The sequence below is a fragment of the Halomarina litorea genome (assembly GCF_024227715.1).
GTDB classification, from domain to species: domain Archaea; phylum Halobacteriota; class Halobacteria; order Halobacteriales; family Haloarculaceae; genus Halomarina; species Halomarina litorea.
In genome coordinates, this window is the sequence record NZ_CP100450.1 from 85,113 (window position 1) to 105,954 (window position 20,842).

Below are 20,842 nucleotides of genomic sequence, written 5' to 3' on the forward strand. Positions count from 1 at the left end.
GGTTAAAGTGCTCCCATGTCGTACTCAGAACCAGCGACCCCACCAGAGGTTCCCGAAGAAGTAGCGTCCTCACTCGAGGAGTGTAATGCGGAAACGCTCCGATCTATCGCCAAGTATGCTGATGCACTCGCGGAGTATCGAGAGCGAGAGGCACGGTTGAACGAAGCTGATGACGATGAACCTCAAGAACGCTCTGAGGATTTACCTGAAGACGTCCCTACCAAGGCCACACTGACAGAGAAGGAGATCAACGGGAATCGGTATTACTACTGGCAGTGGAGAGAGGGTGACAAAATCAAGTCGAAGTATAAGGGGCCGGTAAGTCAGACCGAATGATTAACCAACGGTATCGAGCTGGTGCGTGGGTTGTTGGTTAAGATGGTGGCATCGATTGTCGGCCGAAGTAGGTCAAAGACAGTTATAGCTTAATCTTAAGATTAATCTTCAACTTAGATTTAAGTCGGAGCAGTATGATGAGCCACTATGAGCGATCAATTCACCGACGCCCTTGACCAGACGGAGGAGGCACAAGCGGCGTACGCGAAACAGCTGGGGATCAAGCCAGATCGGATTCCCTTCACTGCCGAAACCCTTCCGAACGCCAGTATCGCCGTGCGAGTCAATCAAGATCTGCTCAATGAAGTAGCGAGTCACATACTCAATCGTGCTGGCCACATCTCGATCATCGACGAACGTGGTGCTGGCAAATCTCACTTCCGTGACTTGGTGTACGATGCGCTCTCGGACGGCCCGCGAAGTGACGAGTTCCGTGTAGCCAGAATCCGTGAAGTCGAGTCAATCACTACACGTCGATTCTACACGCGGTTACTCGATGAACTCAGTTCGTTTGACGACCTCGACGTTCCGGACTCATATCCACATGCCACGGACGAAGTACGAGAAATTGTAGAGGACGTTGCTGACCAGCTCGAAGCACAGGACATCGCATGTATCATCCAGGTCGACCAACTCGAGGACGCAGCCAGGAACACTCGAACATTCGAACAACTGCTCGCGGCGTTACAGAGCGTCGGTGACCTCGGCGAGAGCGAGCCCGTATTCATCCTCTTCTTGTTCGGAACGGAGCGTGCAGGGAATCGTATCGATGAGCTGCGTGAAACGCTGAGCTCTCGACTCGTCGCGAAGGATCGAACACTCGAACGGTTTGAGTTCGCAGAGACAGAGGAACTCATCGCTCGCTGGTTAGCCTGGGCACGCGAGGAAGAGTATGACGGTGGGTATCCCTCCGACCCGTACACAGCGAGCGCGATCGATACTATCGTCGAGTACAGTGATGGAACCCCACGGAACACCCGGCAAAAATGTTATCACGCATTCCGCGCGGGTGCACAGCAATTTGCTGCCGAAGACGTCATCGAAATCCGTGACGAGACGTTGGACACATACCTTTAAGATTAAGCTTAAGAATTAGCAAACATGAGCAGCGACAATCCGTTCGGTGAGGCGATGGACGACGCCTCCGAGGAGAAACAGCGTGAGGAACGGCGAGAGGCATCCGACTTCGACCTCGATCCCTATTACAACGCGCTGAACACGGGTGTGAAAGACCACACTATCGGCGTGTCAGTGAGTGAAGAGATGCATCAGTTCTGGCGAGAACTCCAGGACACGGATGACGTGGACATCAATCCAGCGCAGTCCATTCGCAACCACCTCGAGAACCTAGCGCACCGTCATCCCGACGTATTCGAACGGGCGATGCGCAAACTCGAAATCGATCGCGAGATGTGAGCCACTTCTTTAACCAACGAGACAGGTGAGAGACGGCTGTCTGTTGGTTAAGGGAGGTTGCTCTGTATCAAAGACACGAGAGTCGTACGTAGCGATGTTACAGTGGTGTAGATTCCGTTGCTCGTATTCTGTTTGACTGAATCTGGAGGCACACCCCTATCGACTTGTTTTCCGAAACCACGTGCAGACACAGAGTCACCCCTATCGATTTGTTCGTGAAGGATGCGCCCAAGGGGATTCTGACTCACGCGAAAGAGTACCTCTGAGATAGACGTGAAGCTGCGAACGAGAAGATCTCAGTTGAGAGCTGAATCTGCATCGTGGAGTACTGACTCGGGAACCACTCTCTCACCCCTATCGATTTGTTCCCGTACGAAAGAGCACCACAGGACGAGCTTTGGCCCGATGAAAGTAATCGGAGATCTCACGATTGGTGGCCCAAGGTGTAATCCCCCTCGTTTAAGCCACTATTTTACCGATTTCTGGGAGATGGCGTTGATATCGAACAAATCGATAGGGGAGACCGGACGAACTTAGAATGGCGTCTAAGGACTTGTATTGCTGGAATCGAGACCGATCGTATCCACACTAAAGACACCTGCTTAAGTAAAGCACACGGGTGAAAATCGGGCGACTTCGACCAGTTAGAACAAATCGATAGGGGTGTGTTTACTCTAGCTAGGCTAGTCTAGAACTAGAAGAAAGAAGAAGAGATAGAGAGAACAACAACCAATTCAATGAAATACTCGATCTAGAGGTAGTGACAACGCAATCGGAATCGAGTCACCCCCACCCCTCCTTTGTGGTTAGAACAAATCGATAGGGGTGAGAGGGTGTTCTTCATTTCCCACGATATCGTGCCACGAAATCCTTCCAAACAAATCGTCGGAGGTCTACGAGCAAACCGCTGAAACTCTCCGATTCTCTACCTCTGAGCCTCGTAGAGGGAGAAAACAAATCGACAGGGGAATCTTTTAGTATCCTGATAGAGAGGGAAGGGATATGCCCACGGATCCTGGTCCCGAGGAATCATCTGAGTCCACGGGTTCTATTAAAGATCTCATCCTCGAGCAGGAAGAAGCCGCGAGTCTCATCAAGAATCGATCTCTTCTCGAACCGAACGAGATCGTCGACGAAGAACGTATCGTCGGTCGCGACTCCCAGCTCACCGACATCACCCAGCACCTTCGAGTCGCGATTAGCAATGAACGCCCACCAAACCTCTTCCTCTACGGGCCGTCAGGGACTGGAAAATCGCTCATCATCAATGCCGTCTGTTCGAACATCCTCGAACTCTGTGAAAGCCGTGACATCAGATTCGGCGTAATCCAGATGAACTGCCAGAACGTCGGGACTCTCGGTTCTGCCGTTTACGAGCTAGCCCGAAAAGTCGCGAACGACGTCGGAGCGACCGTTGAGGTTCCAGAACACGGCATCCCGAACAAGAAGAAATGGCGAGAACTCTACCGCCTGATTAATGAACACTACGACACTGTCGTGTTCATCCTCGACGAACTCGATATGCTCATCGGTCGCCGCGATATGGAGGAACCTGCCTTTTCCCGTCTTCTGTACCAGCTTTCTCGCGCTGGGAGTACGGACGAGATTACCGCCCAGGTCTCTGTGACTGCCATCACCAACGACACGAAGATGATGGAGAACGTTGGCAGTCGAGCACTCAGTTCGTTCACGCCGGAGGACGTCCACTTCAGCGACTATGATGCCAACCAGCTCCGAGAAATTCTCTGGGCACGGGAAGATGCCTTCCACGAGGGCGCACTCAGTAACGACGTGATCCCACTGGCTGCAGCATTCGCTGCCCAAACGAACGGGGACGCACGGAAGGCGATCGATCTGATGCGGACTGCAGGCTCAATCGCCGAGAAAGCAAACGCGGACCAGGTTCGTGAAGAGCACATTCGAGAAGCCCAAGACAAGGTCGAGAAGAACCGCGTTCTGGAGGTAACTCGTGGAATTAGTACCCAGAAGAAGCTCTGTCTCTTCGCGACTGCTGCCGTTGCCCGGGAGACCGGGGGAGCAGCGAAAAGTCCGCTCGGGTATCGAGTGTATCAGTATCTGACAGGGACGCTTGATGCAGATCAGTATCACCAGGAGACGTACGTGAACAAGATGAAGGAACTCACGACGTATTCGTTGGTCGAGACAGAGCGGAAGAGTCAGGGTCCGCACTCGGGAAGCTACCTCGAGTTCACGTTTGGGGAGAACCCGAACACGATTATCGAGACGCTTCGAGAAGATTCGCGACTGAAGGACGTCCACGTGGATGAACTACGGGCGGTGGTGCGGGCTCAGATCAACAAGTAGCTCCATATCGGAACAAATCGATAGGGGCGAGGGTGCTGCAGCGGTCTAGTTCTCTCGACATCGATAACAAGTCGATAGGGGTGCGTCTCTAGGGTTTGGTGGTCTCTCCCACAACAAATCGATAGAGGTGTGTCCCTTCCGAATCCAGAATTCTGGATGACCATCGCATAATGAAAACCTGGTGTAAGTAGGCGTCTAGCGCTCATGTTGCCAAACCTCACGAAGTAACTCTCGGGGCAAATAGTGGGTGAAATTTGCACTTCAAAGCCCGTAACGCTTGATTTTGACCCCTTAGCGTCTCTTCTTGGCCATCTTCTTACGAGGAGGGAATTCGGCACCTGCTGAACTAACCACCTTCTAACACTCAATCTGAATGCCAGCCGCCATCTTTAACTTACGTTAATTCTTACGTTTTAGTGGATGAGAGCTGACTTCGATATGGAGCGAGGCGGGCCACTTCACGAAGCTGTGAAGCAATACGCCCGCGACCACGGGATACGTCACTCTCGAGCGTACCCCGAACTCCTCCGCAAAGCACTCGAATCCGAAGGCTACGATGTCAACGACTCAGACAGCGTCTAAGACCCTAGAAGCCACGCTCGCACCGCCCACACGGTGCAAAGAGCAACGTCTCCAGCAAACGCTGTCTGAATACCGAGACGCACTCGAAGACGCCTTCGAGCAACACTGTACGACGATGAGTGCCACGAACGACGTGGTGACGCCGTACAACCTTCCCTACCAAGCGAAAGACGCTCTCAAATCCTACGTCCCCAAACTCCACAACACGTACAACGCCAAAGAGTTGGACGAGGAACACCCACTCCGGTTCGTCAACCGAGCTGGGAAGTTCGACCACGACTCTTCGCGTGAGTATGAAATTTGTTGGAACGTTCCGCAACCCGGTCGCGGAACCAACTTCTGGATACCACTCCGACTGAACCCCGACCAAGAGGAGCTGTGGGAGGGCCTCCTCGATGAGGAGTCAAGTACGAAAGTGGGCGAACTTCGCTTGCAGAAACACCGAACGACGTGGACGCTCCACGTCACCGTCGAATACGAGATCGAGGACACGGCCGAGTTGCCCGAGAACCCGACTCGGGTTGGGTTCGATATTGGCGAGTCGATGTTGGTCACGGGCTGTGCCCTCCAACACGACACCCCCACCAAGCCACTTCTCATCAACGGGAAGGAAGCCAAGCGAATCCGCAAGGAGATGTTCACGACGCTCAAGCGCCTGCAAGAACGAGACGCTTCTGAGTGGCGCGTCGAAGAACGCTTCTCGTACTACCAGAACCGGCTCACGGACATCATCGAGAAGGCGTCTCGGGAGTCTGTGGAGTACGCTCAACAGTTCGAGAATCCCGTCATCGTGATGGAGGACTTGGCGTACATCCGTGAGTCGCTGGACTACGGGACATACATGAACCGACGCCTGCACTCGTGGGCGTTCGCTCGGTTGCAGGGGCGTATCGACGATAAGGCGAAGGACGCGGGTATTCCGGTTCGGTACGTCCACCCACAGTACACGTCGCAGACGTGCCACTCATGCAAGCACGTTGGGTATCGGCCTCGGCAGGCCGAGTTCACGTGCAAGAATCCCGAGTGCCACGTCTCGACGTTCCAAGCGGATATTAACGCGAGTGCGAATATCGCACGTCGCGTCAACCCGTGGGGAGAGAGCCTGCCGTGGAAACAGGCAGGCGATGACTCGCCACAGGACGGGAGCCGTTGTGACACGGCCACGACTCAGTGTGAGCAGATCGAGACACCCTCGCAGATGACACTCACACCGTTCCAAGAGTCAGAACCCACTGCCAGCGACGACTAACTGGCATTCCCACCGTGTGGGAAGCCCTGTCGATTACGACGGGGAGGATGTCACGCAAGCGTTTATACGTTAGAAGAGTCAAGATTAGATTGACCAATGAGTCTTGATGAGGCGGTTGACGAAGCGCTCGCGACGTACAATATGTCGCGCAGCGAAGAGGCCGAGGAAACGGGCCGAACAGTCGCCACGCTCCAAGACTAACAGCGCCACTTAGTCGAGGTTCCGAATCTTTTCAGCGAACGCTGCTTTCGATAGCCCCGGCGTTTCCTTCAGCTCCGGATAGCCTGCGCGTTCGACGGCCTCCTCGACGAACTCGATCCAGAGTTCTTCGTGCTGCTCCGCGTAGACGACCTTCGCCTCGCTCGGGTATATATCCAGCTCGTATGCAGTCAGGTCGATTTCGACCGCGTGTTTCCGCTCAAGCGTTCTCGCGCCGAAGCGGTACAGGTGCTTGAAGAGGACGTTCTTCCGTCGAACGGTCAACAGCCGCTTCGATTCGTTGATGTACTCGTTCACCCACTCCCGCCAGTCGTACGATTCTGGGTCGACTTCGACGGACGTTTCCGGCATCGAGAAGGCCGGATTCAGACGCCGGAGGTAGAACTGGACTAGTGCGACAGCAGTCCGGTGGTTGGCGTTTGGAAGTGCGTGTTTCAGAATCAGGTTCGAGGCAAGCCGACCTGCAACGGCTGTTGCTGAGCCCTCCCAGGACGTCCGATCAAGCACGTCCGGTAGCGCGTCGACGTCGATCTTCTTGTATGCCTCGACAGGAACACCTTCTTCTTCCTCGTTCTGAGCGATGAGGGCGCGGTAGATCTCGAGCAGCCGAACGACGATGGTGCTGTTGTCCTCGCTCATCTTCGCGAGTGACGCCTTGAGGTCGAAGTCGATCTCACGAACGGGCCCACCACCGACGCGAGACGTGTAGACGACGTAGAACGCTTCATCGATATCATAGGACTGGACCTTTACGGCAACGTCGTCGTCGTAGCCGACGATCTGCGAGACGACTTCGGCAGGGTCCGGATGCACAAAGTCAAGAGAAAACTGCTTGTCACCGGGATGGTGGTAGTAGACGTGGCCCATCTGGTATATTGTACTCCTTCATCAGTACTTATTAACCCAGTTTGTTGGGCAGGAGGTTTCTAGGCGTTGTGCTCGTGGTTGCGTTTTTCGTAGTAAGACGAGTTATACGCATCAATCTCTTTTCGAGGTCACCATCTCAGGAATCGTCATCCTCGATCACATCTGTCCTGATACCGTTGCTATCATCGACCTCCAGACCGATCTCGAACGGCACGCCGAGGATGAGGATCGGGAGCAGCCCAGCGTGTACTATCTCATATCGGATGAGTGGTTCTCTGAATGGGGAGTGACTGCAAGAATCTTCTATACGGCCGAGAGTAGGTGCGGGGATCTAGACCCAATCTCGTTGTCATAACCCGCCGAACCGCTTGCAGTAACCCACTGAGGCCAACAGTTGTGGGGTGCTCCAATATTAACGAAATATAAAGTGGGTCGGTTCAGTCTACCAACGTATGACCTATGCATCCGACGGGAGTGACTCTCCTCTTTCGTCGCTGTCTCGCCGGCTTTCTTCAGGGGACGTAAATATGGATTTGACCATGTGCGGCCTGCTTGTTGAGCGAGCCGAGGAACTTGCTCAACTCTACGCCAAACATGGCAACTGGAACGACGTCAAGGAGGTTTGGTTCGATGAACGGTTATCCAACAGAAGTACGAGGGGAAGCTCACAGAAGATCTATCGGGTACTTACCTCGCGATTCAAAAACGCATCTACTGCCCTCCCGAATCCGAGTGCGCTTCCGTCGGTCTTCGACGAATGCAGGACATCACAGGATAAGGCGCAGATTCTCTACCTCTACCTCGTCTCTGACGATTCGTTGGTTCGGTATGTCGTCCACGAATACGTCGGCCGTCTTTCGAATGGCGTGACAGAGCCACTCGATTTTTCGAACGACACGCTCAGTCAGATCCTTGCTCAGCTTGAGTACTCGGATGGAACAGAGTTCGACTATGCAGATTCGACCACAGAACGATGGTGCGAAGGCTTCCGATCCGTGATGCGCGAAATCGGGGTACTCGAAGGACAACAGTCTACTGTCGGCGAACCGCCGTCTGTGGGTGATGTCCCGCTACTCGTCTCAATGGACTATTCATTTGGCGTTGATGACGAGGAGTGGGTCACTGCACCCCGCGGGCTTCTCTATCTGTTCCAGCCCGAGAGTCGCTGGGAAGAGCTGTTCGACCGAGCCGCCAGCACCGATGCGTGGGAATACTTCGAACTTCACGGAGAGCTTGACCTGCGGCCCACAGATGAGCCCTATTCTTGGGTGCAAGACGGGGGTACTGCCTGATGGTCGACACGGAGTGGTTCGACGATCTGCCCGACGATTTTGAGGAATCTGTCCGCATCGACCGAGATGAACGCGACCACCGTGAGCGAGCGATTCGCTCGTACCATGTAACGGCTGATTCACGGAGGTTTATCCAAGACTTCGTCGACCGGATGCTTGGTCAGGCAGACGATATGCGGACTGGCTCGAACTACTGGCTTTACGGCTACTATGGGAGCGGGAAGAGTCACCTACTTACGGTTCTCGATGGGCTGTTGGACACTGACTGGCTCGCGGGAAGACGCGATGCAGTCTGGTCCGACCTCGCTGGGGATGTGAGTGACGAGAAGTTAGACCAGCTCCGTCGCCACTGGCGAGAAATTCACGACGAGCACTACGTGATCCCGATCTCGGTCAATCTGCTGAAGTACCAGGGCCAGAAGCAACGGAGTTTCAGTGAAATTGTGCTCAGGCACGCACACCAAGATCCTGACCTCACTGGCGTCGACGACGATATCTCGAAGGGATTGTCCTCACAGCTCGATGTAGCCTACTTTGAGAAGTGGTTCCGCACGACCGATGCGTGGCCAGAACGGCAAGACCGGGCCGAGACCACACTGAAAGGGACCACGGCCGCATCCGGTACGTACGACTGGAAGAGCGATGGTCTCTGGAAGGACATCCAGCAGTACGGTGCGTTGGCTGATGTCGTTCTCCCGCGACTCTTCGATGAAGTCAATGGAACCCGCGATGGGTATACCGACCTGCAGCCGTCGGATATCGATCCAGAGGAAGTGGTGAGTCGGCTCGAAGAGCTCCGCTCCGAGCGAGAGGATGAACTGGGGAGGCCAGTGAAGCTCGTGTTACTGCTGGACGAAGTGAGCCTCTTCATTGGAACTGACTTCGAGCGGTTGACTGAGCTCCAGACGTTAGCCGAAAACGTCGACGACATCGGCGACGGCGACATCCAGCTCGTCGCGACCGCACAGGCAAAAATCGAAGACGTACAGCCGAAGTTCGCCGCCCACGGTGCTGACTTCAGCATCGTCAAGGACCGCTTCCCACACCGATACCAACTTCCCAGCAAACACGTTGGAGATATCGCAAAGCGGCGTCTGTTCGAGAAATCCGATTCCGGAGAAACGGCTGTGCAGGAGGTTCTTGAGCAGGCGTCGGTGAAACCGACGGAGTCGTTGGTGTATAACGAAATCAAACAGAATACGAAGCCGCCGCTCGACAGTATCGACGATGGGGAACTCGTCGAGTTCTATCCGTTCTTACCCTATCACGCTCCGCTCTTCCTCGAGATTTTGTTCAATCTCCGGCAGGAGGCGAGTGACCCGGCAAAGTCGATCTTCTCTGGCACCGCACGTGCGATCCTCGCGCTCATGCACAATCTTCTACAGACGTGGATCGAAGAAGACGAACCAGATCACGTCATCTCGCTGGTGGACTTCTACGAGCAAATCGAACCGGAACTCCGCGAGATACTCACGCAGGATATGCGTGTTATCGAGGGAACCCGTGGTGATCTGGACGATGGCGAATCCACGGAAGAGGACAGTGATCTCGACGAACTGGACGCGAGCCGTGGAATCGCTGACGAGGTTCGGGAGGGTGAACTGGAACCGTTCGACCTCAATGTGGCGAAGGCGGTCTTGCTGTTGCAGCACGTCCACGACATCGTGCCGCTCAACGAGGGGAACATCGCTGTCTCGGTGATGTCGGATCTCAATGGACGGTCCTGGATTAGCACACAAAACCGAGTCGAGGAGTCACTCAACAGGCTCCAGAAGTTCATCCGCCCAAACGAAGACGAGAGCGCCGCACGGTATCGATTCGCCACTCAGGAGGAACGCCTCATCTACGACGAGGCAGAGGATAACGAGACGAATCCCGACTGGGACGCTGTGATGAGCTCTTTGGACGAGCATCTCTGGAGCCGTATTACCCAGGACCTCTCACTTCCAGAGTCTGTACCGTACGGTGACTCTGGCGAGGAGTACCCCGTCGCGTACGGATTCCGTCTCGACGGCACTGAGTTCGAGACGACTGTCGACACCGAAGGTGGGCTGGACGTCTCCATCGAGGTTCAGGGTGTTCAGCCGGACGTGACTGCGGACAAGGGCGAGGAAGAGACGCTGTACTGGTCGATCGATACTGACGGCTTGGACGACCTTCGCAAACACCTCGTTCGATGGTGGGCGCTTCGAGACGCGATTTCGACACACACGACGCCCCCTGCAGTCGAACGAGACCTCTCTCGCCGAGCCGACACTGTCCGGAGTAAGCTCGTGAGTGCGATGCGGAGCGGTTCGTACACGGTGAAGGATCGAACGGATATTGGAGGGCTATCCAAAGCAGTCCAGACTGCAGTCGACGTCGGCTATCCTGACGATTTCCATCCGATGATGTTGCAGGTGACGGACGACCGTCTGCAGGAGTTGGCCGAACTCTCTGCTGATGACCCACTACCAGCGTGGGCGCACACTATTCAGGTACCATCGTCGAATCCCTCTGCCAGTCAAGGCAAGAAAACGATTCAGAGTAACGTGATGGCGCTGACGGGTCGACAGCTGAAAGATCGTGACGACGGGCTCAATATGAATACCGTCCTCGACGGGATTGTCTCGAAGAAACCGTTCTACGATGAGGCGCGTCCTGCCCTTTGTGCGATTATCTGGGGCTTCTGCCGCGAGGGTCGGCTAGTCCCTGTCGACGAAGACGGGAACACGCTCGAGAACGAGGCCGTCCTTGATCAGAGCCGGCTGTCGACGACTAGACTGAAGCTCCTCCCGCGTCAGCCAATCGGTAAGCTCCTCGAGAAGGGGGGGTTCAAGGAGACGACTGAAACGGTCGCAGACGGCCTCATTAACCTCCAGGAGGCAAACCAGCGATTACGGTCCTCGATCACAGGATTACGAGAGGACGTCCAATTGGTGGCCAGTACGGACGTTCACTCAGATGCAGTATCGGGGCTCCTTGACGCCTTCATCGAAGAGTTGGCTGAACGCGCTGATGCAACCACTGACCGTTTGTCCGTGGTGCGATCACAGGGCGACGGTCTCGGCGATGCAATCGAGCAAACGAACGAGTCGCGGGAGTGGTTCGGCGAGGTGAAAGACATCTGGAACCGGCGGCTTGAGTCACTCTACCGGTTCGATGCCCAGCTCACCGCGGGTGATACGCGATTCGAGTGGGTAGACCAAAAAGTGCAGTCAGTTGTCGATACACAGCGTGACGCTCTCGAAACCTTCGAGGGGGACTGGTGGACGACAGATGGCTGGAAAGCACTCGTGAGTGGGACGGCGACCGGCCTCGACGATGATATTCAGAAGGCTTGGGATGCTTACGTTGCCAAGTTAGGCATTTCCGATCTTGTCGGCCGTGTTCGGGAACACTCCTGGATCGTTCCCGCGACGGAGTTGCCGACTGGCGTGCAGGTTGCTTTCGAGCGAACCTACATTACGCCGCTGCGAGAACTCCGGCAGTGGTACGAGACGATTGACGAGGCGATCTCCTCGCTCTCGTCGGACGATGAGGATACTCTCCTATCGGCCGCTGACGACTTCGCTGGCGTGGATCCACTTGCTGACGCAATCGAATGCGACGTGACAGAGTTGGAGAGTAGACTCGACCGACTCTCCAAGATCGTTGGCGACCGAGCGCCGACTGAGGTGGACCAAATCGGTATGCTCCCCGACGACCGGCAGACCGTGGATAAGCGGCTCGAACGTCTCGTGGAGGATCGAGAGTTGGACATCGAAACGACGGACTCGGGGGTGATCGTTCGATGACAGCGTCGCCCTATCGAGCCTTCAAAGAAAAGCTCTGTACGTTCGCCCAAGGACAAGCGGGTATTCGAAATCCGTTCGTCATCGCAGCTGTGGATCCTGCTGTTGAACATCGAACTGCCGACCGACTCAGTTCCTGGGCGGTGGGCGCCGGTGAACCACCAGCGATCGACGAGCCGGTTACCATCCAGCCGATTTGGCTCGACGAACTACTCCCACAGACCAAAGTGTACAACCTGTGTGTGGCTCTCGGTGGCGAGACGAGCCCAAACCGTATCGAGGACACCATGCAAGATCGTCTCGCCGAAGAGCTCGTCGAGGAGATGGTCTCCTCGCAGATCGACGCTGCAGACCTAGAGAGACAGAGTCACATCGTCCTCCTGCTCAACCTCGGAAGCCTCTACCCGTTTACACGTGCCTCTGAACTCTTCGACGAACTTGACCGCAGGAACGTCAGATCGACTATCGGGATTCCGTACCCTGGAGACGACGTTGGCGGGAAGTTGAGCTTCTTTGACGGAGACTCACGACACTACTATCCAGCGCACCAGATTCCTGGTCCGATTCAAGAGGTGCATCTCCAACAATGAGTATCAAAGAACTATTCCGCAGCGATCCAACCCGCCAACTCGAAGAGGTCCAGAAGGTCAACGCTCGCGAACGAGCAGAGACCGATGTCGCAGAGTTCTACGAGACAGAGAGCGCAAAGCATGTTCTCACCGAACTCGGAGACGTCATTCAGACACACCCCGGAGAAGCAGCTCGTTTCCTCTACCTTCACGCAACGTTTGGTTCCGGGAAGACGCACCTGTTGAAACTGATCGGCCTTGTCGCTGACAGGGACTCTGAGTTTGCCCACCTGGGTGAAACGCTGGCAGAGCAGTGGCCTGGTTTCGACAATCTGGCACAGTCGATCGACGCCTCACACATCGACCGACTCAAGCCCGTGTTCTTGAATCTCCTCGACCGGGACGCCTCGAAAGAGCCGCCGCTCCCGTTCCTCATCTTCGAAGCAATCGGTCGTGAGCTCGGGTATCCGACCGACCCGAACTGGCTGCTCGAGTGGGCCTGGACCGTCGATATGGAGCACGACGGCGTATGGGACGCACTCACCTCTGGCGAGCGTGGCGATGCGTTCAACGAGGTTCTCGAAGAGCGTGCGTCCCTGCGAAAGTGGCTCTACGAGGCGCTGCCGTCGATGCCGGAAACGACCGGCACTGACCTCGATAGCCGTCAGGGTGTGAAAGCGTCCATAGAACGAGCTGAAGCGGAAGTCGACCCCGAGTCATTCGACCCAGACGAGCTGGTAAAACGAGTCGAGACCGTTACCGAGGCACTGAATGATGATGGGCGGCACACCGAGATCCTCCTCGGTCTTGACGAGGTCGCACTGTTCGTCGGTGATAGCCGGCACCGCTATCGCGAGTTCGAAGAGACGATGGAAGCGCTCCAGTACGGCCCGAACCCGGTTGTCGTCACCACGGGACAATACTCACTCCCCGCGACCAGAAAGAGCCTCATAGGCAAGCCTCCCGAGGACCACTGGACGCATCAGCAAGTGCCCCTCGAAGGGGCCGATACGGAGATTATCGTCCGGAAACGGTGGCTGCAGAAAGACGGAGCAGGCACACAACGTGTCTCATCGCTCATCTCGACGTTGCCTGACCTCTCACTGGAGGCGTATTCGCCGGTCGGGAGTTCCGATCCTGATCCAGTCGAGTCCTATCCGTTCCGCGAGTACGATCTGACGCTTCTGCGGAAGGTGATGCAGGAGTTAATCACACAGGGTCGGGCCACAGACCGGGATTACATCCAGGGGCGAGCACTTCTCGTGTTGGTTCGGTCGTTATTCACCAAATTCGGTTGGGCCACTGCGGAGGAGGGCGACCTCGTCACCTGGGACGAACTGTTTGACCTTCTCGTCGAGGAGACGACGTACGTCCCGCTGTGGGTCCAAGAGATGCTTGAGAACACGTTGATCCCGACCTTCGATGGGAACGAGGACGCGTGGGAAGTACGCGTCTCGAAGGCGCTGTACCTGCTGAACCAGACGCCTGCAGTCCCGGCGACGCCAGAGAACCTGGGTCGACTGATGCTCAATGATGTCGAGGCGTCGGTCGAAGACACTATTGCAGAAACGACGTCTGCGCTGAACACCCTCGTCGACAAGCGGAAGGTGCTCACGGAGACCAACGACAAGGGCGACGAGGTGTACACGCTGGTCTCGGAAGAACAGGAGAGTATCCTAAGTCGCGCACAGACGAAGGCCGAGCAGATCTCGCCCCACCAGCTCTCTGCATGGCTCGAGACCCGCCTCCGCGAGAACGACGACTTCTTCCGAAGCGACGGCACACTCCACGAGGCAGATATCGGCGACGAGCGACTTGTCCCGCTTCGATACGAGTACTCTATCCTCGATCCGGTTGGTAGAGCACCGAAGACAGAGTACGATTCGCTCCGAGTTCGCGTGCTCGCAGACGACCCGGACACGGTCGCTGATCAGGTCGAGACCTGGCAGGACGTGAATGATGGCCGAGAGGGCGGGGAGCATATCCTCATCTCGATCGACGTGCCAGAGACGACGCTCGACAGGATTCGGAACGTCATCGGGATGGGCCAGGTTCTCGAAGAAGAGACGGAGAGCCACGAGGAACTCGAACGCGAACACCGAACCGACAAACGTCGTCTGGAGTCGTCCGTAAGCGACCTGCTCGAGAACGCTTCGGTCTACACGGTTCACGATTACGAGGGAGACCGGCCGAACGCCCTTGACGACGTCGTGGAAAGCCAAGTACAGGCTGTCTTCGGCTCGACGCGGAGGGTTCTCTCGCGCCCGCTCGTCGAAGTCGACGACGCGAAGGAGCTTGCCAAGTTCTTCCGCGGGAGTAGTAACTGGCCGCTCGCGGACGACGACGCCGTGATGCTGGGCGTCGATACAGCGACTGCCGAGATCGGAACGACCGGATGGTGTCGTGAGTTCATCGACGAGTACGAATCCAAGACGGCCGTAGACGTCGAGACCCTGCTACAACAGACGCGGACCGCGAACGGAGACTACCGTGGAACACCCCAAGAGTCGATTGCCGCGCTGCTCATCACACTCGCCACATCGAACGAGAAGGTTGCCCTCAAGCAAGACACGGACTACGTCACTGACCCTGCTGCGATCGGTCGTCAGGTGCGGACGAAGGGCGGGCTCACCTCACTTCAGGCCCGATTCGGCGTCGACACGGTCAACCCGAAGGAGATTCGGAACGTCGTTTCGACGGTCCTCGGCCACGACCCAGACGGGGACGACCCGGACGCGTGGGTCGCTGAACTCGGCTCGTGGGTCGCCGACAACAGTGTGCTGGTGAAGCGGACGTTCAAAGGCGTGTCACGAGAGTTCGGCGTTTCTCTCGATACACTCGAGGCTGTCCTGTCACCGGCGTACAGCGACGGCGAGATTACCACGTCCGAGTTGGTCGACGACGGCGTCCAGTCGGAGGCAGAAACGTTCGCAGACGCTCGCGAGCTCTTTGCAGCTGCATCCGGAGAGAAAACGCTCTGGGAGCAGTTCACTGAGACACTCGAATTATTTGAGGAGTGGTACCCGAGTGCGACAATCACCGGTCGTATGCAGACCACTGCTAACAGCGGGTCTGTCCCGACGAAGTCGACGGTGACCTCACGCCTTACGGATGCAACAGGCCACCGGGTCGACGAACTCTCCGAGCAGTATCTTCGAGTGACCGGCGAAGCCACCGACACGACGGATCCAGACGGGATTTGCAAAGAGGTGACTGAGTGGCTCCGTGAAAACGAGTCAGACGTCGAGGCGCTCCTCAAGGACGCCACAGCAACATTCGAAGGCGTCTCGTTCGACGATCTCGAGTCGGTGTTCGAGGCCATCTGGAGTGGCAAGCAGATCTCTGAAGGGGAACTGGTTGACTCATCCGTGCGCCAACAGGCCGAGGGGTACGAAAAGATGCGCGGCCTTCTCGAAGGCGAGCCGAGTCCGTGGTCGGAACTGCAGTCTGCCAACGAGGACCTTCAGGAGAACCATCCGGACTCTCCGACGACCGAGTCGGTAGCGACCGTGCTGAATGCGTCGCGTCCGCCGTCGCTCCAGCGAGTTCGGCAGCTCATCGAGGAAGCGAAGGACCCCAAGCCACGGGGTGCTGATGATGACGCGTGGGCGGAGCTTCAGCGCGTTGCTGAGGAATTGCGGCAGGAGCTTCCGAACGCCGCTGTCACTGACGAGGTGACCGGGTTAGTTGACGCCGACGACCGACCCACCGACGAACGAGCGACGGAGCTACTCGACGAGGCTGAAGAACTATTGGCTCGAATCCGGGAGGTCAGAGGGGCACTAGACGACGTCGACGACGGCAGTATCGTGCTGATCGAAGAGTAGCTATCTCCGGGCAGGCTCGTCGGCAACATTAAAGACGCTCCTGTCAGTCGGTGTTAGCATACTGGATTACGTTCTATGGATGCCGATTCACTCTCTCAACGGAAGGCGCAACTTGACAAAGCCGAACGTGAACACCTCGAAGACGTCGTCGAGGAGTTGCGTGAGCGGGTCGAGAACAACGTCAGCTTCCAACTGACGCAGAAGGGACTCGATGACGAGCCGGAAGATTCTGAGGAGCTAGATGAAGAGACGCAACAGCTCGTCGAGGCGATCGATCTCGAAGCCGTCGATGGCCACACGTGGGACGAGGCGTTCGAACAGTACGTCACGGGTGTCGGGTACACCATCGTCAACCGCCTTGCAGCGCTGCGCTGTATGGAGGTTCGTGACTTCGTCGGCGAGGAAGTAACGGTCTTCAAGGAGAACGGCCTGACTCCGGCCGCCGAGACGCTCGTCCACGAAGAGTTCTTGCTGGAGGACGAGGCCATCCTCGAAGCGTACCACAATGTCTGTGATGAGCTGGGAGAGGAAATCGAGATTCTCTTTGACCGTTCGTCTGCCTACAGCCTGCTTGATCCAGACGACGACACGTTTGAGGAGCTTTGCCGGATGCTCGACGAGGTCCCCGATGAGGTCTGGCGAGCAGATGACGTGCTCGGGTGGGTTTACGAGTATTACAACACGAAACTACTCGACGACCTGCGGCAGAAAGGCGACCGCGTTGGTCTCGACCCCGAAGACGTCCCGCCTGCGAACCAGTTCTATACACCCCACTGGGTAGTCCGGATGCTCACCGACAACTCGCTCGGGAAGCTCTACCTCGAACACACTGGCGAGTTGCAGGACGTGGTCGAAGCCCAGGAAGAATTTAGCCCCGACGAGCGAAAGAATCGACCGCTTTCGCCCGAGGAGTCGCCCGATATTGCTGACTTCTGTACCTATCTCGTTCCGTCCGAAGAGGAAGGTGAGCCGACTGACTTCAAACACCCAAAGGAGCTTCACGTCATCGACCCCGCTTGTGGGAGTGGACATTTCCTGTTGTACGCCTTCGACGTGCTGGAGCGAATCTGGCGTGCCGAGACCGACCTGCCCCACGAGGAGATACCGCGGAAGATTCTGCAACACAACCTCTACGGCGTCGACCTCGACATGCGCGCCTGTCAACTGGCAGCGTTCAATCTGTATCTGAAGGGACGAACTCGGACCGAGGCCGAGGGAGCAGATGACTTCGAAATGCCCGAAGTCGGAATCGTCTGTGCAGACTCGTCAGTCGCCGATATCGACGGCGTCGAGGAGGTGTTCGACGAAGTGGCCGGTGACGACCAGAAAGTCGAAGGCGCACTTCGGCGCATCCTCGACGCGTTTGAGGAAGTTCACGGACTCGGGAGCCTACTCGACGTGCGTGGGACGCTGGGTGACCTGTTCGAGGACGACAGCGATGTAGGTGGCGTGCAGATTACCCTTGACGATGACCCCACAGAGAGCCACACGCTCGGGCAGGTTCTGCACAGCCTACGGGAGGCCGTCGATGAACACCGAGACTCGGACTCGTTCCTTGCACAGGACCTCCGAAGCTTCGTTCGGCTACTGGATATTCTGGCGCAAGACTACGACGTAGCTCTAATGAATCCTCCGTATGGGTCGCGGAACAGGATGCCAAATGTAGTTACTTCCTACGTAAACGAGCACTATCGCTATCGGCCTGAATTTTATATTAACTTCTTTGAAACGTGTGAGTCATTGGTTTCAGACGATGGTCGAGTTGGTATGCTAATACCGCGGACATTTATGTATAAGAGCTCTTTTGAAGACTTCAGAACCGATTTCGTCGGAAGTAGAGGTTCTTTTGACTTTTTGGCCGAATATGGTATTGGAGTATTAGATAACGCTACTGTGCGGACTGTTGGTAGTGTCGTGAGAATCGGAGCAGACAGCCAACAGTCACGGGGGAGTTTCTATAGACTCCATGATCTTAGCTCATCGAAAAAGGAAGAAGGGTTCTTACAGGCAGCATTTTCTGGTACTGAGGAAGAAGGTGTGAAGCGGTCGTTCGAAGTTGATATGGACGAGTTCCGAAGAGTTCCTGGAACACCAATCAACTACTGGGTTCCGGCTTCTATCAGACGGTTATATGAATCAGAGACCGTGTTTGATGCCATTAACGGGGATCTCGATCGGAAGAGCCACGGTACGACCAAACAGGGGCTGATAACTGGTAACAGCGATAGATTTGTTCGGAACTTCTGGGAATCAATTGATTTTGACTGGGTACCTCTAGCAACTGGTGGCGAGGACGCATGGGTAATCCCACAGGCAAATCAAACTGTCCTCTGGGAGGGTGAGGGGAGAGAGATTCGCAGAATCCAGAATTCCCGTACCAGAACGTTCAGTGTCCGATTTGACCAAGCCTTAGCATACAATCGGATCAAGGAAACAGCGAGACGGTTTGGGTTGCTGAATTCAGATTCCATATTCAGCGACACAGGTATGGTGTACGATCCGAATGATAGCCCATTCAAAACCCTTGCTTACGCAAACAGCGATATTCTAACCTACCTCGCACTAGGTCTTACAATCGGAAGGCACTGGAATACGACTGAAGTCGGTAAATTCCCCTGGCCTGATGAACTGGCTGAAGCTGACGCAATAAGTGATCTCGCACGACAACAGTTCTATACGCTAGTGAATATGAGGGTCCATGATTTGACCAGCCCGTATTATATTGGCCCTTCGTTGCTGCCCCACACAGGGGGCTCAGACTCGTTCTACGAGCACCCTCACGCGAAAGACGCACTGGATCATATCTCACACGATATATTCCCAAAACCTGAACAGACCATTCAGAAATCATCACGAATGGCTGAAAAGCTCCGATTGAAACAGCAGAGCGAGATGGAGCACGTTGCCTCGAAAATTGACAATTCCTTATTCGATGCGCTTTCGCTCGGAGACAGCGATAAAAAACAAGTCCGTCAAGAGATCTTCCTTCGAACATCAGAGTCCCCCGAAAATAGAGAGGTCCCGGATCCCGAATCTGTCCCTGAAGTCCCCGACAACATTGATACTCAGGTCAAAGACTTGGTTCATCACTTCGCGATGGAAGCCGTCCGTGAGGAGGATGACGGAGTCATTCCGCTCCACGGCACCGAAAGACAGGCAAACATGCTTGAACGCATCGTTGAGCGCTTCGAGGACGCCTACGGTGATTATGCTGAGGATAGATTAGTTGAGGTTGACAAGATCCTCGGGACAATATCTGCTACCGAAGAGGCCTACCCAAACCTCCGGGAGTTCACTAAGAACGACTTGTTCGACTACCACGTCAACACGTTGGAGAACACGCCGATCATCTGGAAACTCACCACAGAGCGGCTCATTGCCGACTCAACCGACGAGGGATTCGCGTGCTTCGTCGATTATCACAGTCTCGATTCAAGCCTGTTCGACAGGCTCGCGAACCGGTACCTCGAACCGCGGAAGGCCGAACTACGCGAGCGACGGAGCGCTGCAAACCGCCGCCGGGGTGATGACTCACTTTCGACCAATGAACAGGCCGAGGCGGCCGAGCAGTACGAACGCTGTGCGAGCGGTCTCAACCAGATTAGCGTCTTCGAAGAAATTATCCAGGAACTCGGCAGCACCGACGAACGGGACTTCGACGGCGAGGATCGCCAACGTGTCGAGGAACTGGCCCCGAAAGTCGCCACCTTCCGTGAGGAGACCAGCGAGCGCGTGGACGCACTGGCAGAACTGCGCGAACGCGAAGGCGAGAATTGGTTCAAAGACACCTTCTCGGATAAGTTCTGGGAGGCCGTCGACGAGTGGCGCGATGAGTGGCTCGACGCGCTTGACGAACTCGAACGCGCCTGCGAAGAATACGCTAAACCGGTTGATGAACCGGTAGAGGCACACCTCGCGGACCTATTCGATTACTTCAATTGGCGGCTCAAGGGCTCGGACCATTACTCCAGTACGGGCATCCTCTTCATGACCTACTACTTTGAGCGTGAGGGTGCTGACCTGCTCAATGAGGACGGTCAACCGTTTGAGAATCTCACCGAGACCGAAAGCTTGCTCGCCTCACTCGCGATGGGGCTTGACGACCCTTCGATCGTCGACAGTACGTATCTGGAGGCGATGACCGACGATGACGAAAGCGTCGACGACCTCCCGCCGCTTGCGGAGTTCAAGGCGTTGGCTGAGGAAATCGGTGACCGCTGCAAGGCTGTCGACAAGCGAATTCCATCGGATTGGTCCGACCGCGCGCTGTCGGAGATTACGACCGCCGGCTACCAGCCGAACCGGAAACACGGCGTCGAAATCAACATCACGCCGCTGGCGAACGCTGAGGTCGTTCCGAAGACTGTCGACGACAAAGTCCTGTAAT

The 20,842-nt window shown here is 56.0% G+C and carries 11 protein-coding genes; 10 read left to right on the forward strand and 1 reads right to left on the reverse strand.

The genetic code is table 11. The features are described from left to right. The first annotated feature begins 15 nt into the window (after positions 1 to 15). From NKG96_RS19380 to NKG96_RS19400, 5 genes are all read left to right on the forward strand, one after another. A complete protein-coding gene (locus tag NKG96_RS19380; protein ID WP_254538604.1) occupies positions 16 to 336 on the forward strand; it encodes a DUF6788 family protein in 321 nt (106 codons plus the stop codon). Positions 337 to 483: 147 nt separating this feature from the next. Further along, the gene (locus tag NKG96_RS19385; RefSeq protein ID WP_254538605.1) at positions 484 to 1,413 is read left to right on the forward strand and encodes a hypothetical protein; all 930 of its coding nucleotides are present in this window, start codon (positions 484 to 486) and stop codon (positions 1,411 to 1,413) included. A 24-nt stretch (positions 1,414 to 1,437) separates the two neighbouring features. Next, positions 1,438 to 1,752, forward strand: a complete 315-nt coding sequence (locus NKG96_RS19390) for a hypothetical protein (protein WP_049969050.1) — start codon at positions 1,438 to 1,440, stop codon at positions 1,750 to 1,752. Positions 1,753 to 2,754: 1,002 nt separating this feature from the next. After that, positions 2,755 to 4,077, forward strand: a complete 1,323-nt coding sequence (locus tag NKG96_RS19395; protein ID WP_254538606.1) for an orc1/cdc6 family replication initiation protein — start codon at positions 2,755 to 2,757, stop codon at positions 4,075 to 4,077. Positions 4,078 to 4,633: 556 nt separating this feature from the next. Then, a complete protein-coding gene (locus NKG96_RS19400) occupies positions 4,634 to 5,908 on the forward strand; it encodes an RNA-guided endonuclease TnpB family protein (protein WP_254538607.1) in 1,275 nt (424 codons plus the stop codon). A gap of 210 nt (positions 5,909 to 6,118) precedes the next feature. Here the strand turns inward: NKG96_RS19400 and NKG96_RS19405 are convergent, their stop codons facing one another. Beyond that, the gene (locus NKG96_RS19405) at positions 6,119 to 6,994 is read right to left on the reverse strand and encodes a DUF8172 family protein (RefSeq protein WP_254538608.1); all 876 of its coding nucleotides are present in this window, start codon (positions 6,992 to 6,994) and stop codon (positions 6,119 to 6,121) included. A 452-nt stretch (positions 6,995 to 7,446) separates the two neighbouring features. Here NKG96_RS19405 and NKG96_RS19410 point away from each other — a divergent pair, with 452 nt between their 5' ends. From NKG96_RS19410 to pglX, 5 genes are all read left to right on the forward strand, one after another. Beyond that, entirely contained in the window at positions 7,447 to 8,286 is an 840-nt protein-coding gene (locus NKG96_RS19410; RefSeq protein ID WP_438267442.1) for a BrxA family protein, read from the forward strand. Next, positions 8,286 to 12,062: a hypothetical protein gene (locus NKG96_RS19415; RefSeq protein WP_254538609.1), complete on the forward strand. Its 3,777-nt coding sequence runs from the start codon at positions 8,286 to 8,288 to the stop codon at positions 12,060 to 12,062. The genes NKG96_RS19410 and NKG96_RS19415 overlap by 1 nt, the downstream gene beginning before the upstream one ends. Then, positions 12,059 to 12,649: a BREX protein BrxB domain-containing protein gene (locus NKG96_RS19420; RefSeq protein ID WP_254538610.1), complete on the forward strand. Its 591-nt coding sequence runs from the start codon at positions 12,059 to 12,061 to the stop codon at positions 12,647 to 12,649. The genes NKG96_RS19415 and NKG96_RS19420 overlap by 4 nt, the downstream gene beginning before the upstream one ends. Beyond that, positions 12,646 to 16,455, forward strand: a complete 3,810-nt coding sequence (locus NKG96_RS19425; RefSeq protein WP_254538611.1) for a hypothetical protein — start codon at positions 12,646 to 12,648, stop codon at positions 16,453 to 16,455. The genes NKG96_RS19420 and NKG96_RS19425 overlap by 4 nt, the downstream gene beginning before the upstream one ends. Positions 16,456 to 16,530: 75 nt before the next feature. Beyond that, positions 16,531 to 20,841, forward strand: coding sequence for a BREX-5 system adenine-specific DNA-methyltransferase PglX (pglX, locus tag NKG96_RS19430; protein WP_254538612.1), 4,311 nt, complete (start codon positions 16,531 to 16,533; stop codon positions 20,839 to 20,841). Position 20,842: the final 1 nt, after the last annotated feature.

Coding starts and splice junctions, on each gene's coding strand:
- pglX (WP_254538612.1), top strand. CDS start 16,531: ATGGATGCCGATTCACTCTCTCAACGGAAGGCGCAACTTGACAAAGCC.
- NKG96_RS19425 (WP_254538611.1), top strand. CDS start 12,646: ATGAGTATCAAAGAACTATTCCGCAGCGATCCAACCCGCCAACTCGAA.
- NKG96_RS19395 (WP_254538606.1), top strand. CDS start 2,755: ATGCCCACGGATCCTGGTCCCGAGGAATCATCTGAGTCCACGGGTTCT.
- NKG96_RS19415 (WP_254538609.1), top strand. CDS start 8,286: ATGGTCGACACGGAGTGGTTCGACGATCTGCCCGACGATTTTGAGGAA.
- NKG96_RS19380 (WP_254538604.1), top strand. CDS start 16: ATGTCGTACTCAGAACCAGCGACCCCACCAGAGGTTCCCGAAGAAGTA.
- NKG96_RS19385 (WP_254538605.1), top strand. CDS start 484: ATGAGCGATCAATTCACCGACGCCCTTGACCAGACGGAGGAGGCACAA.
- NKG96_RS19405 (WP_254538608.1), bottom strand. CDS start 6,994: ATGGGCCACGTCTACTACCACCATCCCGGTGACAAGCAGTTTTCTCTT.
- NKG96_RS19400 (WP_254538607.1), top strand. CDS start 4,634: ATGTCAACGACTCAGACAGCGTCTAAGACCCTAGAAGCCACGCTCGCA.
- NKG96_RS19420 (WP_254538610.1), top strand. CDS start 12,059: ATGACAGCGTCGCCCTATCGAGCCTTCAAAGAAAAGCTCTGTACGTTC.
- NKG96_RS19410 (WP_438267442.1), top strand. CDS start 7,447: ATGACCTATGCATCCGACGGGAGTGACTCTCCTCTTTCGTCGCTGTCT.
- NKG96_RS19390 (WP_049969050.1), top strand. CDS start 1,438: ATGAGCAGCGACAATCCGTTCGGTGAGGCGATGGACGACGCCTCCGAG.